The sequence below is a fragment of the uncultured Victivallis sp. genome (genome assembly GCA_944389935.1).
In the GTDB taxonomy this organism is placed as follows: Bacteria; Verrucomicrobiota; Lentisphaeria; order Victivallales; family Victivallaceae; genus Victivallis.
On the sequence record CALXOE010000006.1, the window covers coordinates 18,752 to 33,361 of the forward strand.

General features: G+C 58.9%; 12 protein-coding genes. 1 reads left to right on the forward strand and 11 read right to left on the reverse strand.

Features of this window, described 5'->3' with window-relative positions:
* Nucleotide 1 precedes the first annotated feature (1 nt).
* Together Q0J85_RS03230 and Q0J85_RS03235 are read right to left on the reverse strand one after the other, a co-directional pair.
* Complete coding sequence (locus Q0J85_RS03230; RefSeq protein ID WP_294478206.1) at nucleotides 2-2,248, reverse strand: pyruvate formate lyase family protein; 2,247 nt, start codon at nucleotides 2,246-2,248, stop codon at nucleotides 2-4.
* Nucleotides 2,249-2,267: 19 nt separating this feature from the next.
* Nucleotides 2,268-3,035: an SDR family NAD(P)-dependent oxidoreductase gene (locus Q0J85_RS03235; RefSeq protein WP_294478207.1), complete on the reverse strand. Its 768-nt coding sequence runs from the start codon at nucleotides 3,033-3,035 to the stop codon at nucleotides 2,268-2,270.
* Between the two features lie 80 nt (nucleotides 3,036-3,115).
* On the opposite strand from Q0J85_RS03235, the gene Q0J85_RS03240 reads away from it, so the two are divergent.
* Nucleotides 3,116-3,967, forward strand: a complete 852-nt coding sequence (locus tag Q0J85_RS03240) for an AraC family transcriptional regulator (protein WP_294478209.1) — start codon at nucleotides 3,116-3,118, stop codon at nucleotides 3,965-3,967.
* A gap of 474 nt (nucleotides 3,968-4,441) precedes the next feature.
* Here Q0J85_RS03240 and Q0J85_RS03245 read toward each other — a convergent pair whose 3' ends face one another.
* The 9 genes from Q0J85_RS03245 to Q0J85_RS03285 all read right to left on the reverse strand — a co-directional run bounded on the left by Q0J85_RS03245 (nucleotide 4,442) and on the right by Q0J85_RS03285 (nucleotide 14,608).
* Entirely contained in the window at nucleotides 4,442-5,185 is a 744-nt protein-coding gene (locus Q0J85_RS03245) for a sugar phosphate isomerase/epimerase (RefSeq protein WP_294478211.1), read from the reverse strand.
* Nucleotides 5,186-5,187: 2 nt separating this feature from the next.
* Nucleotides 5,188-6,264, reverse strand: coding sequence for a Gfo/Idh/MocA family oxidoreductase (locus Q0J85_RS03250; RefSeq protein ID WP_294478213.1), 1,077 nt, complete (start codon nucleotides 6,262-6,264; stop codon nucleotides 5,188-5,190).
* A 99-nt stretch (nucleotides 6,265-6,363) separates the two neighbouring features.
* A complete protein-coding gene (locus tag Q0J85_RS03255) occupies nucleotides 6,364-7,134 on the reverse strand; it encodes an AraC family transcriptional regulator (RefSeq protein ID WP_294478215.1) in 771 nt (256 codons plus the stop codon).
* Nucleotides 7,135-7,148: 14 nt separating this feature from the next.
* On the reverse strand, nucleotides 7,149-9,020 hold the full coding sequence (locus Q0J85_RS03260) for a right-handed parallel beta-helix repeat-containing protein (protein WP_294478217.1): 1,872 nt from the start codon (nucleotides 9,018-9,020) through the stop codon (nucleotides 7,149-7,151).
* Between the two features lie 80 nt (nucleotides 9,021-9,100).
* A complete protein-coding gene (locus Q0J85_RS03265) occupies nucleotides 9,101-9,682 on the reverse strand; it encodes an acyltransferase (RefSeq protein ID WP_294478219.1) in 582 nt (193 codons plus the stop codon).
* A complete protein-coding gene (locus Q0J85_RS03270; protein ID WP_294478220.1) occupies nucleotides 9,679-10,854 on the reverse strand; it encodes a hypothetical protein in 1,176 nt (391 codons plus the stop codon). Before Q0J85_RS03270 ends, Q0J85_RS03265 begins: the two co-directional genes overlap by 4 nt.
* Nucleotides 10,851-12,872, reverse strand: coding sequence for a heparinase II/III family protein (locus Q0J85_RS03275; protein WP_294478221.1), 2,022 nt, complete (start codon nucleotides 12,870-12,872; stop codon nucleotides 10,851-10,853). The genes Q0J85_RS03270 and Q0J85_RS03275 overlap by 4 nt, the downstream gene beginning before the upstream one ends.
* A gap of 3 nt (nucleotides 12,873-12,875) precedes the next feature.
* Complete coding sequence (locus Q0J85_RS03280) at nucleotides 12,876-13,538, reverse strand: RraA family protein (RefSeq protein ID WP_294478222.1); 663 nt, start codon at nucleotides 13,536-13,538, stop codon at nucleotides 12,876-12,878.
* A gap of 17 nt (nucleotides 13,539-13,555) precedes the next feature.
* Entirely contained in the window at nucleotides 13,556-14,608 is a 1,053-nt protein-coding gene (locus Q0J85_RS03285) for a glycoside hydrolase family 88 protein (protein WP_294478223.1), read from the reverse strand.
* Between the last annotated feature and the right edge of the window lie 2 nt (nucleotides 14,609-14,610).

Sequence of the window (14,610 nt, forward strand, 5' to 3'; positions counted from 1 at the left end):
CTCAGTATATGTTGCGGGAGATGAATTCACGCTGCTTTTCTTCTGAAAGCGTGATGAATTTTGCGGAATATCCGTAGAGCCGGACAATCAGCGAAGCATGATTCTGCGGATTTTTCTGCGCATCCTCAAGCTCTTCCCGGCTGATGCAGTTCAGCTGCAGCATACCGCTTCCGCGGACAAGTACCCACGCTTTCAGGAACCCGCTCAGCAGCGCCTCCGTCAGACCGTTCTTCGACAGGCTCAAGGTCAGCACGGAATTGGCCGGGAAGCGGAGCAGCGGCAACGACGCCGTGTCGGAGAATACCTGCGTTACGGCATCGGCGTGCGTCCGCGCCGGGGTCAGTCCCTGCGAGAGAAAATCTCCGGCTCTGCGGCCATCCGGTGTCGCCCGGGTGACCTTCGCCCAGTCGATGATATCACGGTAACTGTAGAGCCCGCACTGATATATTCCGCCCAATTCGTTGCGGAAACCGGCGACATAATCCGCCAGGTCATTGAGAATGCGAGCCGTCAACCGTGCGGCTTCCCCCTTGCCGTCGCCCAGATGCGGAGAAGCCATAGCCCGGCAGCGCAGCGCCTCCGCATCACGCCAGTCATTGCGGATCACTGCGAGGAGGCGCGGCAGCGGAACGGGATTTTCTCCGAAACAGATCGTCTTCAGCGCGAGCAGGGAATCTACCAGTACCGCAACCCCGGTGAACGGAATGCCATGCGGACTGTAACATGCTCCGCCCGCGGAATAGTCCCGGCCGCTTTCGGCGCAGCCGTTCAGACAGGCGGAGAAAAACGGACAGGGATTGACCTGCGTCCACAGAGCGCCATATTTCTGCTGGATGCTGAAAAGCTGATGCAGCGCCAGTTTTATATTATCCATTACAATGGAATAGACCCCCTCGAACGAAGTGGCGCCGTCAAGTTTCCGGAACGGCAGTTCAAGTGACTTTTCATCCTCATTCTCCTCATGGATACTCAGATCAACGCATTTTCCGAGACTGAAATAGCTGTTGGCGCCCTGACTGTGCTCATATCCCTCCAGAATGTTCTCCCAGCAGCCGCCCGCCACATACCTTGCTGCGCTTTCAGGCGTTTTGCCCGCCATGATCTGGGACGGGATGACAATGTCGTCGTTCAGAAACGACAGCACGTTCCGGTCGGCCAGAAAGTCTTTGGCCGCCTCCTGGAACAGAACTGCCGGCGTCCTGGAACTGAAACGGATATGAATTTTGGGATAGGTCAGTTTCAATTCGCGATGCGCCTTCAGAAAAAGGAAGGTGAGTTCATTGGTCACATCATTGCCGCTCTCATCCAGACCGCCAAGAATCAGCGTGTCTCCCTGTTCTCCGGCGTTGAACTGCCCCTCAATCGGACGGTCGAAATCAAGTTTGCTGTCCGTCTGAAGCATATACAGGCAGATCAGTTCGTAGGCTTCCGCTTCAGTCAGGCGTTTCTCCTGAATATCCCGGCGGTAAAGCCGGATAAGCTGGCGGTCGGGAGACCCCAGAACGGACATGCCGATGCCGTCGAGAACACTGCCGAGCTCATGGAAGAACCAAAGGCATTCCAGGCCTTCGTAAAATGTCTGCGGCGGATTCCACGGTATCCGGCGTGCGGCCGTCCGTATCCGTTCCAGATTTTTCCTTTCCTCCGGAGATTCGGCCGAGGCGAGTTTCTCCTCTGCGGCGGCGGCAAACTTTTCGGCGATTTTCCGAACCGCCAGAATGCCGCGCCGGGCGGCTTCATAGAATTCGGCTTTTTCCGGTTCCGTATTTCCGGCGCGCCCCTCTTCAAGACGCTTCAATATACCGGACAATCCCAGTTCCAGCATGTTGGAGAACGGGAAACAGTGGTGATCGTAATCATAGTACGGCCCGTACGACAGATGCAGACCGATCAAATCGCCATAGCAGTACCGCCTGTAATCTGCGGCCTTTTCCGGAGAATCTGAATACAGCGCCACATTGCGTAAATACAACCAGCCGCCGGAACTCAGATTAACGCAGCCATCATATTCCGCCATTTTCAGACCGGTTTCAAAGAAAAACGGATTATGCGGCAGCAAAACCGGTATGAATTTATCGGCGATGATTTCATATTGTCCGGCCTTGAGCATCATGGGGGAAAGACCGGGATTGGCCTCCGCGAAAGCGTCCATCTCCTTTTTCAGAGGGTTGAACGGCCTTGAGACACAATGGGATGATATCCCACGATAGTAGTTTCCCCATTCCCGCTTGATTTCTGCGTATTTCATAAAAAACTCCATATTTCTGTTAATTACCGGAAAAGCCGCCATCTACAACCAACAGCTGCCCATCCATAAATGAACTCAAGTTACTGCCGAGAAACAAAGCGACTCCGGCGATTTCCTCCGGTTCTCCCAGACGTCCGGCCGGATATTTCTGAATAACGGACTTGTAACGGTGATCCTCAAAACAACCTTGCCGCTCTGTCAGATCAGTACGAATAATACCGGGAGCGATCGCATTGACCTGAATGTTGTATTGAGCAAGCGAATTCGCCATGCAGCGAGCCATGGCGGCAACTCCGGCTTTCATGACTCCATAGCCGAAATTTGCACCGCCTTCCCGTATGGCGCAAATGGACGAGATCATGATTATCTTTCCATTGTGTTGGGCTTTCATAAAGGGGATCGCCTGCCTGGAAAAGTCATAGGGAGCATCCAGCATAAGCGCTTCGCTTTTTTTCCAGTTGTCTTCAGTACAGTTTTCTATGGTTTCATAGAATTGCATTCCTGCGTTGTTCACCAGAATATCAAGCCGTCCTCCCAATTGTTTCACGACTTCGGCGATTAAGCCGCGGCGTGACGATTCGTCACCGATGTCGCATGAAAAATAATGTCCCGGCGTTCCTGTTTTTTCCAGATCGGCAAGAATCCCGCTTCCATCATGGTTCTTTGCAATGACTGCCACTTCTGCGCCATGTTCGGCATACGCCAACGCTATGGCCCGCCCGATACCGCGCCTTCCTCCGGTAACGATTGCTGTCTTTCCGGTAAAGTCAAGATCATTTTTTTTCATTTGAACCGCTCTTTGTTTTTTTGTAATTTCTTTGTATATTATTATATATCAAAAAAAGGCAAAAGGAATGGATTTTTATAATGGAAATCATGCACTTTCCCGACATTGAAGATAAAAGTCATCTCTCGTTGTTCAATGCATCGAACATGATTGTTCTGCATCTTCTCCGCAAAGAACGCCTGTCGTTTCATGACAGATGCGTTTTCCCTTACAATATTTTGGTTCTTGTATTTGAAAGCGATAATTCAGGAGAGAGTTTTATCGACAACGGAATTGGTTTTTCCCGTATTCTGAAGGAAAATCATTTTTATTTTATTCCAAGCGGGCAAGCGGCTGATTACTGTCTCCAACCTGGAATTATGTATTATACATTTCATGTTGGTTTTGAAAAATTTCCAGGGATAGATCTTTTCAATTCGGAAAATTCTCAATGCCTTGAAGGAGACGCCTCTGCAATGATTCAGGAAATGGCCCGGATTTGGCAGGATGAAAATGCAATGCGGCAAGTTTGCCGCATCCGCGCTTTGCTGCTGGATTTCTTTTTGAAACATTGGCCGGAAGGAACCGAGAGTGAAATGCAAAAATTCGATCCGATTTTAGACCGATTGCTGCCGTTTATTTCTGAACAATGCAATGCGTTAATGACAGTGGAATCACTGGCTGAAAAAATGGAAATGAATGCGGATGTTTTCCGCAGAAGATTCAAAAACAGGTTTAAGCTAACACCAAAAACATATCTGACCAATATACTTCTGCGGAAAGTAATGGCTCTTCTTGCTGATCCGTCAATTACTTTGAGAGAGGTGGCGGGAAAACTTGCTTTCAGTTCGGAATTCTATCTTTCTCGATTCATGAAAAAGCATACCGGCCGTTCTCCAACTGAATATCGCACTTTTTTCAAACAAAGAAATATGCTTCACTCTGCTCGGTAGTGTCCGAAGTTTTGCGCACATTTGTTCCTGAGCGATTACAGACGACAAACGTGACTTGGCGGAGCCTCCCGTATGCAACGTATCCCTCGCTGGACTGCCGAACCAGTCCGTCAAGATGCGTCCGAATCTCTTTTTCAGCGATTTCAATCGCTCCGGCGGCGGAGTCCCTTTACGGATTCCGGTACTTTCCGGGATAGGTAATGTGAGCGCCGAACCATTCGCCGCGAAACTCTTTCAGCACTTTTCGGCGGCTTGCGGCGTGTATGCCCAGTGAGCCCCATGGTAAAGGAAAATATCGGCGATAGAGTTTTGAAAAGATTAGAACAGGAAAGGTGATGCCATCTGGCGTTTGAGCACCAGACGGCATTCTCTCTTCAAAAAACTATTTTTTTCCACCGGGAAAAGGATTTCTCCGGCATTGAAAACAAAAAACGGCCGCGCGGGCGGCCGGTTGAAGCGAGGCGGGAGAGTGGTTCATTCCGGATAGAGCCGGAGGATGTTCCGCACCGAGGCGGCGGAAGCGGCGACGGGATCGTCACCCTCATATTCCACAACCGCGCTGCCGGAGAAATCGAGCGCGCGAAACCGGGCGAGCAGCTCCGGAAGATGGAGCGCTCCCTCGCCGACGACGGTGTCCCGGGCCGTCCCGTCGGGGGCGAACGTGAAATCCTTGAAGTGGATTCCGGAAAGCCGCCTGCCGAACTCTTCGAGCCAGGCAACGGGATTTTCACCCGATTGCATGCACCACGCCGTATCGAGGCAGAGCCCGATCCGGGATGAGGTGCGCGCAAAGATATAGCGCAGAATCGTCGAGTTGCCGAGCCAGTCATAGCCGCCGTGGTTGTGGATCGCGACGCGCAATCCGTACTCTTCCGAGAGCGCCTCGAGGATTTTCAGCGTCATCTCGTGCTCTTCCGGTGGGAACGTGACGCTCACGACACCGCATCCCGCCAGCCGGACGAATTCAAAGAACGGACGGTTTTTTTCTTCGTCCGGCGAACATCCCACCACGCCGATGCCGGAGAGGCGAACTCCCGCATCATGGTAAGCCGCAATCACATCCGGCCAGCTCCGCGGTTTCGCATAGTTCACATGGCATCCGGAGAGATCCGCCGTGCGTACCCCGCACTCTTTCACGGCTGCGGCGACATCCGGGTTGGCCGGGATGGAGCGGAACGAATAGGTCTTAATTCCGAGATAAGCGGTAAGAGAATCCATTTTCAGCGGGTCCCTTTCGGAAACGGGATTTGATTCATGCGGTAACACTGTTCAAGGACGGCTACGCGGCGGCGCACCTGCTCCGGCGTGATCTCCTGAGGCGCTCCCTGCCGGATGGCCCGGTAGAGGCCCGAGTAGAGAGCCATGACCGGTTTGGGCGCGGGCGCGGCGCCGGCACCCGCGTCGCTCTGCTGTTCCGCATCCCAGCTGTCGCTGTGCCATTCGAGGGTTTCGCTGTTGTAGCTGCGCCCGGCTGTCGGATGGAGATCGAGCGGGCGTTCCGGCATTTTGCTCCAGTCGACCCACTTCCATTCGAGATGAGTTGCGTTGCCGCGCAGTCCGCCGGCCGTTCCGCAGACATACCAGCGGTCGAGCGGATAGGCGGCAGTCGCCGCCATTTCGACTTCCACGGTCGGAGCTCCCGGCGCGTGCAGAATCAGGTGAACTTCGTCCTCGGCGTCTCCGCTGGAAAGGGCGTTGTTGATCGTGCACCAGACTGCCGGGTTCCTCTCTCCGAAGAGTTCGAGAGCATGATCGACGAGGTGCGGCATGTTGTTATAGAGCTGACCCCCGCCGAACCGGCGGGAGGTCTGCCAGTCCCAGCGGCGGCTGAATCCGACCCACGAAATGCGGATGAAATCGATGGCCCCGAGCCTGCCGCTGCGGCAGATCTCGAGCACTTTGCGGAAATCCTCCTCATAGCGCCGCTGCTGAAAGGGCTGCAGAATGCGGTTCGCCCGTTTCGACGCCGCGATCATCGCATCGACATCCGCGGTGGTGAAGCCGAACGGCTTTTCGCACAGCACGTGTTTGCCCGCGTTCAGTGCTTCGACGGCGAAAGAGGCGTGGTAACAGTTCGGCGGGGCAACCACCACAAGTTCGACCGCAGGGTCCGCAAGCAGTTCGCGATGGTCCGCATACGGTTTCGCGTGCGGAAACGCCTCATGCGTGCGTCGTTCCGGCAGCAGGTCGCAGATCGCACACACTTCAAACAGTTCCGGCATCCGGGCGATTGCGTCGGCATGGATGTTGCATCCGCTGCGGCCGAATCCGATGATTCCGACTTTGATTGGATCCATGGCTTCATCCTCCAGTTTCATGTATGGAAAACTGACGAAATATAACCGGAAAAATCGGGAATTTCGTTCAAGAACTGCTCTTTTCTGTATAAAATCCGGTCAATTCCGTTCCGTCGGGGTTTTCCCGAAACAGTTTCGGAATGCCGTCGCGAAATGTTGCGAAGAGGAGAATCCGGTCGCGAATGCCGCTTCCGAGACCGTGCTGTGCCCGGATCGGATCAGTTCCGCTCCGCGTTCGAGGCGCATTCTGCGGTAATGCTCCATCGGTGAGACTCCGAGCCGATGGCGGAAACTCCTCCCCGCACTCGATTGCGAGAGATGGGCGAGACGACATAATTCCTCGAAAGAGAGCGGGTTGCCTAAATTTGCACTCATGATTCTCTCGAGGGCGCGGACCGTCGATTCCTCCCGCTCCCGCCGCGGATCGTGCGGGGGAGGCGGCTCGAAGAGAGCCGCCTCCAGCGTGTAGCAGAGGCGGTTGAACAGCAGTTGAATCACTGCGCCGGAACCGCCGCGTTCGACGGCATCGGCGCATTCCGCTGCGTCGCGGCGACCCGACCCGTCGAGGGTGATCCGCCGGATCCCCGCCGAGTCGGGAAACAGCTCCTGCCGGGCGAGAAAAATGCCGACGAGTTTCCGCCCGGAATCGGATCCCGCGCGCGGAGCCCGCAGGCAACCGGGCGCAACCCAGACGCCGCTGCCGCCGGTCAATGTGAGTTCCTCGCCGTCCGCCTCATAGAAAACTTTCCCCTCCAGTACGAGATAGAGTTGCGGAAATTTCTGGTAATGACGAGGGTAGGAATAGAATCCATCGAAACTGGAAGTGTGAATATTCAGCAGTTTGACCGGATAGTCGATCGGATAATCCATCCCGCCACCGCCTTTCATCTCCGGACCGGGAAGAGCAGCCGGTAATCGGTCCGGCTGCTGAGATCCTGAAACGGACCGGGCTGGACGGTTTTCCCGTAAGGCTGACCGAGAAAATCCCGCTCCACTCCCGCAACCGGCTCGAACACAAAGGTTTTCCCGGAGACGTTCCGGATGTAGATCGACGGTTCAAACGGTTTGATCCGGATCTGGAATTCGCGCTGCGGAAGAAAGATCGATCCCTCTTCGCGGCCGGACACTTTCGGCCACACGGCGGGGGCGAAGCCGCGGACGAGTTCCGCACGAAACAGCTCTTCCGGGGTCAGCTTCGGTTTCACTGCGGCGAGAATCTGTTCCCAGGCGGTTCCGGCGCTGTACCGGAAGTTCACGTCGCCGACGAAGAGATTGTGGTCCGTGACGCAGTTGCCGGAACGTTTCTCCGGGAACGGCAGGCTCACGCCGCCGCCGTTGTTTGCGAAGATGTTGTTGACCACGAGTTCATCGGAGGTCTCGACGATTTTGCCGTGATATTTCCGGTCGGTGACGTTCTGCATGTAGACTCCCTCGGCCTTGTTGTCGACGACGAGATTGTGGCAGATCCGGACGCCGGAGGCGTCGTGCGCGTAGATCCCCCGTCCCGGATAGGGCCCGAAGAACGGCGTCGTATTCGCCACGATGTTATTGTCGATGAGGATGTTGCCAGCGCCGAGCTCGATGAATATCCCCGTCCCGACATTGCCGAAAACGAAATTCCGCGTGATGCGCGCCTGATTGTAGCCGTTGTCGAACCAGATCCCATGGGCGCCGTTGAAGCGGACGAGATTGCCTTCGACAAGCGCCTCATCCGCTTCGTGCAGTTTGATTCCGGCCCACTCCTCCCAGTTGCATTCGCTCGTGGTCAGAGAGAGTAAATTATTGCGTTCGATGGTGTTGCCGATGATCTTCACGCCGCGGCAGCTCCATCCGGCGATGCCGCAGAGACCGTTTTCGACAATGAGGTTTCCGGTGACGAGGTGGCGTCCGCCTTTGCGCAGCAGTTTCCGGTCTTCCGGTGTGGTTTTCGGCAGCAGATCGGTGCGCCAGTATTCGCTGCCGACGTCGAGGCCGACCGTTTTGGCATGGCGGATCACGTTGTTGCGGATCACCCAGTCATGACCGCTGCGGGTCGAAACCATCCCGAGCTGCGGAAAGGGTGCCTGATTTGCGCAGTGCTCGAAGATGAAACCCTCGATCTCGATGTAGCCGAGCCCGCGTCGCGCCGGAGCGAACACCCGGTCCCGCACGGAAAGCTCGAGCTGTGAACGGCTCGGGTCATATCCCGGAGGCATGTGCAGCCGGAGACTCTTTCCGTCGGGCGAGAGGATCCAGCTCTCCGGTACCCGGTCTACTTCCTCGACCGTCTGCGATTGGCGCAGCTCCCGTTCATCGCAGAAAATCTGCCCGAGCGAGTAGGGCAGCAGCGCACTGTCGGCAGGGCGGGCGGGTTCTTTTTTGTCGGAGCTGCCCGCATTCAGCTTGCGTTTGAACGGATTCGGGAAATCTCCGAAGAATGCGTCGTCCGGTGTCGGAGTGGTGAAAACGTTGTTTTGTCCTGCCACCGGAGTGAGTTCCGGTCTCCAGATTTCGCTGCCGCGGACGAACACCGTTCCTGCTTTCGCGGCGCGGTAGACGATCGGTTTTCCCGCCTCGCCGCCGCGTTCCGGTGCGATGTGTTCCCGATAGACGCCGGGGCGGACGAGAATCACATCGCCCGGCTGCGCCCGGATCGCGGCCGCTCCGATGGTCCGGAACACGGATTCCCCGTCGCCGTCTGGAGCCACGTGCAGCGTTGCGGCGAACAACCCGGCCGAGAGAATTCCGGCCGCGAGCATGAGCGGAATTTTTTTCATGAGAACACCTGCCGATTTTCTGTATGGAAACGAAAATAGCGCTTCTGCAACGGAAAGTCAAGCCCGATCCGGAATTCGGCTCACTCCCGGCGGCGGATGACCCGGGCCGGAGCGCCGACCGCGACGCTCCGCGGCGGAATGGACCGGGTCACCACCGACCCCGCCCCGATGACCGAGCCGCTGCCGATGGTGACTCCCGCCGTGATGAAAACATTCCCCCCGATCCATACATCATCTTCAATCGTAATCGGTTCCGGTTTCAACCCCTGTCCGTGAATCGGACGATTCGGATCGGCAAACACGTGATTTGTCGCTACGATCATGGTGTGGGCGGCGATCCGGACTTTGCTGCCGATGCGGACCGCTCCGTTGCCGGGATAGCCTACGATGATCGTGTAGTTCTGGACCGAAGAGTCGTCCCCGATCGTGACTTCCCCCTCGACCATCGCGCCCGAGGCGAGGAGGGAGCGTTCCCCGATCGCAATTCTGCCGTCGCGGGGATTCACACGCGCGTCCGGAGCGATCATGACCGAGCGGGCGAGCTCGACGTTCCGGTGGCGCAGCGCAAGCAGCCGCCCGAGCCATCGCGCGAAACGCGCCGTGAGCGTCCGTCCGACCGGCCAGGTGTTGCCGCGGCAGAGAATGTTTCCGAGGACGCTCATCGCCGCACCGGGGGTTCGATTTCAACCAGATAACTCAATTCATCCTCCAGTACATTGAAGAGCACCCTCCGCCCGTCCGGCGAAAATACCGGGTGATGACAGACTCGGAACTCGTTGCGTCCGTGACGATAAGCCTCTTTCCCCGGCGTCAGGGCGGGAAAGAACGCCTCATCGATTTTCCGGTTTTTCCCGATGTCCCAGAATTCGATCATTCCGTTGTAGGTGTCGGTGACCGCGAGCAGCGGATCCGCCGGAGAGAGACTCGGATGGCCGCCGCCACGCGCGTCGCACAGCTGCCGGAATCCCGTTCCGTCAATCCCGACCGACGAGAGGACGTTCCGGGCGTACCCGACGAGATGCTCCCCGTCCGGATGGAAACTCCAGTGCACGCCGCCGTCGCAGAGATCGAGCGCCAGACGCAGATCCGTGAAATCCCGGTTGCAGGTGAAAAGATAGAGGATTTTCGGTTCCCCGCGCTCTTTGACGACACAGTGGTTGCCGAAGTGAAACATCATTCGCCGCGCGTCACGGCTCCAGCGCACACAGTAACACATGAGCGTGAGTCCGGTCGGAGTGCCGTTGCGTTCCGCCAGTTCGCGGTCGAGCCGGAGCAGCTTCTCCCGGTCCGGATGCAGATCGAGCACCTGTTGCACGCTGAGCCGGAGTTCGGCGCTCCCGGCGGCAAGGTCGTACTCGAACACCCCGTGTCGGTCACGCTCTTCAAACGGAACCGGGCTGAGCCCGGGATTGTAGACCCCGGTCCCGTAGCCGGCCGCGTAAAGCATGCCGATCAGGGCTGAGACGATCGGCTCCCCGTCCGGCGGCGCCCCCTCCATCGCGCCGTCGATGGAGCATTCCCGCCCGGTCGCGAGTTCGCGGCGGGTGATTTGCGGATGACGCAGCGAACCGTTCAGAAAGTAGACGCTGCGCCCGTCCGGACTCCAGCTCTGCCAGAACCCGGTGTGGAAGAAGTCCGACTCGACCGCATGGCGGCCGAAGCGCTCTTCGATTTCGCCGTCTTTCCCGACCACAAACACTTCTCCCTCGCGCGTCGCGAGGTCCACCCCCGCGAGCAGCAGCCGCCCGGAGTTGTCCGGCGCCCACGGCGGCAGCGTGTAGTAGCTGTGCAGTGCCCACAGCCCCGGCAGTTTTATTGTGCGCAGGATTTTCATGCCGGAAACATACTCCACTTTTCCGCCGTTTCAACCACGCGGACGGATTCTCCCGAATTTTTTTCCGATACGAGCATCTCCCCGGAGTCCCCGAATGCGAGTGCCCACTCTTCAGCCCTCCCTTTCAGGGCGATTGCCGCGCCGGTCTGCAGATGCCACTGCGTGACCGGCCCGTAGTCGTCGAGAGCGATCGCGTGGACGACGCGCCGCGAGGTGCGGTCGGAGCGCTCCAGCCAGCGGAACTGCAGACCGCTGCCCGGCGCTCCTTCCCCTTTCTGCCCCGGCAGCGGATGGTACGCATCGTGCACGTGACCGTAAAAAGGTCCCTGCGGGAAATCGTCCGCCGCGCCGATGTGGAAGAGCTTCATCCCGGCGGGTCCGCGCCGCGCCACGAGCCGGTCGGGCGGCAGAAGTTTCCATTCGAGTTCCCCGTCGCGATTGTTGAGCAGCCAGTTCCAGATTGCGGTCACCGGTTCGCTGCTCTCGATCCGGTCGACGAGGAAGAGCACGTGCTCCCCGCAGAGGAGCGCGAACCGTTCAAAACGCCGGATCGGCGCGCCATAGGCTTCGGCGGCGTCGTTGGCAAAGACGGTTACGCTGCCGCACCGTCCCGCGAGAAGCGGCCGTCCGCCGCGCGGCAGGGCGGGACTCAGCGTCCGGCCGGGGCCGATCCGGCGGCCCGGAGTCCCTTTCTGGCCGAGCTCCGTTCCGCCGCAGCGGAAGACGCACGTGTTGTGGCTGCCCGCCGCCAGATCGAAGTGATGCAGCCAGTTGCGGTAGCAGCAGTGACCGGGATCGACGAGCAGCCGTTCCCCGGCATAGGCGAGAATCAGGCTGTTCGCATCCTCGTGCAGGTGTCCCGGTGCGTTGAGGTACTCCGATCCGGCGCGGAATCCGAGGATTGTGCGCGGATTTTCCCAGCTGTTCCGGGCGATGCGGTCGCCGTTGGAAAAAGCGGCCCAGGGCGGTTCCCCTCCCGCTTTCTCCGGGGCGGCGGCTGCGCTCTGCGGATAGAGCACGACGCTCAGGAACCCGTAGCGGTTCAGGAATCCGAAGCTGCTGCGGTCGAACGGCCCCTGCGCCGGAGTCGCGGCGTAGAGTTCATCGAAGAGCTCCCGGGCGGTTGCGGCTTCCGCCGGCATCTCTTTTCCGGCGCGGACGGCGATGTGCATGAGCAGATCCGGATCTGGCCCGAAGAGTGCGGCGCTGTCGTTGAAATTCAGCGACCGGGGGCGCGGATGCCCGCCCCAGCCGGAGAGCGGCTTGTTGTAGAGCAGGCTGTGGCGGAACCAGCGGACCGCTTTTGCATACGGCATATCGCCCGGGTTGCGCCCGCTGCGCAGCAGCGCTTCATACGTCAGCATCAATCCGCGAAAGCAGTAGTTCGAGTATTGCAGCGATTCGCCGTAACTGCCGTCCGGCTGGACTGCGTTCAGGCAGAACCGGTACTCTTCGCTCACTTCGTCGAGGACGGTTTCATCGCGGAGAACCGCCCCCGCGACGGCGAGTCCGGAGAGCAGAATGCAGCGCCAGTTCATGAGACGATCGTTCCACCTGAGCCACTCCCGGCAGAGCGGGACGGCTTTTTCCCGCAGCGCTCCCTGGATGATTTCGGCCTCTTCGGCGCGGAAGAGTTCCGGCACGAGGTCCGCGACGATGGCCAGTCCCGCCGCGTAGTGGGCGGTTTCGAGGTGGCCGCGCGGCGGAGTCGCCGTGTGATCCCGGAAGAACGGCCCGATCCAGTCGTCGAGCGGCAGTTCGGCCACGTCGAGCGCGGCGTGGCGCAGCCGGGTTTTCAGACGTTCTTCGGGCGCGACGGCGCAGACGAGCGCGGCGTCGGTGAGATACTCCAGAACATGGTGCGGCCACTCCGTGTCGGTCCCGGCGCATTCGAGCGAGGGGGAGGCGGCATATTTTCTCACCCGGTTCAGGAGTCCCCAGTATAGGTTGGAGTAGACCGGGTCGGATCGGAACGCGCGGATTCCGGAACGTTCCGCTTCGGTCAGAAAGAAAGCCATGGTTTAGAAATATCCTCCCTTTTTGACGACTTCAGTCGGGCGCAGTCCGGAGTTGACCATGCCGCGGATTCCCACCTCCCGGTCGAGCAGTTTCTCGGCTTTGAGGAGAACATCGTACGCGATATCGGCCGGAATGCGGATCGCGCCGTCGATGTCGCCGAAGATCCAGTCTCCCGGCTCAATGACGATCTCGCCGATCCGGATCGGCTTCTGATAGTAGTACATGCGGAACCGCCCGAGCATGCCGACGTTGCTGCGGTAGATGTTGAAGATCGGGAATCCCTGCCGGAGGATCGCATCCGTGTCCCGGATTCCGTTCACGAGCGCGCCGCGGCAGCCGGCCCGCATTGCGGCCATGGTCATGACTTCCCCCCACTGGGCGGTGATGCGGTCTCCGGTGCAGTCCCAGACGACGATGGAATCCTCCGGGAGAGCTTCGAGCATCTGCGCGCGCATTTCAAACTCTCCGTCGGTGGTGATGTCGGGCGCTCCCTTGATCGTGAACGCCTGTCCCGCGAGTTTCATACTGCGGTCGAGCGGGGCGAATTCCGACGGCAGGGCGGCGTGCATCCTGTAGTCGAATCTCAGAATATCGTTGACCGCGCCGGAATAGAGCTTCAGATAACGTTCGCGCATTTCCGCGACTGGGACGGGATAAGTAGTCATGATTCATTTCCTTTCTGTCAGCCGCCGATCGCGGCGATTCCGATCTTTGCAGCCTGTCCGAATGCGAGCGCCGCCGGACCGAAGCCGTGGGGGTCGTTCAACGCATAAGGACGCTGCATATACGCCTCCTTGCTCCCGTCTCCGGGACAGAGACAGCCGCAACAGCAGTTATGCACGGAGCCGTCCAGCCCGATGTAGGCGAGGTATCCCCGCAGGCCCGCCAGCAGATTCTCCCGGAAACGTTCCGGCAGCAGCCCGGTTTCGAGCGCGACGCCGAGCGCGAAGAGGAAAAGCCCCGTCCCGGAAGTCTCGACATAGGAATCCTCCCGGCTCATCTCCTGGTGCAGCATCCCGTTGCCGTCCTGAACGTCGCAGCAGGAGGTCAGGTGGTCCGCAAGGATTCGGCCGATCTCTCCCCGGCCGGGATGAGTCTCCGGCAGAAAGCGGTAACTCTCCGCCAGTCCGAAAAGTCCCCAGCCGTTCCCGCGACTCCAGAAATCGTCGGAGAGGCGGTCCGGCCCGAGCTTCCCGAGCGACTGGTGGTAGAGTCCGGTCGCCGGATCCCGGAAGAAATCGCGCATGAGTTCAAGCTGCCGGACCGCTTCGTCGAGCAGCTCCGGCCGGTCGAGGGCCAGACCGCCGAGCGTGAGGTACGGGCAGGTCGCAAAGACCATGTCGATCCAGACATGCGTCGTCGGATGGTTCGGGTTCTGTGATCCGAGAAATCCCTCCCGACAGCGCGGCCCGGCCGCGAGCCATTCGTCGATGCTTTTCCGGAGCGTCTCCTTTTCTTCCGGGAGTTTCCCCGCCGCCACGAGCAGCGCAAACGCGCTGCCGCCGAGGCGATAGAAGTCGTAGGCCCCGAACGTCTGCGTGAGTTTCCCCGTGTGGAGCGGCTTCATGAGCGCAAGGCAGCGGTCGAGAAGAACCGCGTCGTTGCGATCGAGCGCGAGCTTCGCGAATGCATGAAACGAAAGAACTTCCGGATACCGGTATTTTTCCGGAGGAACGAGCGCGAAGTGCTTCTCGAGCACGCTGCCGGCGACTGCGGCGGTATCAACCCGGTTCATCG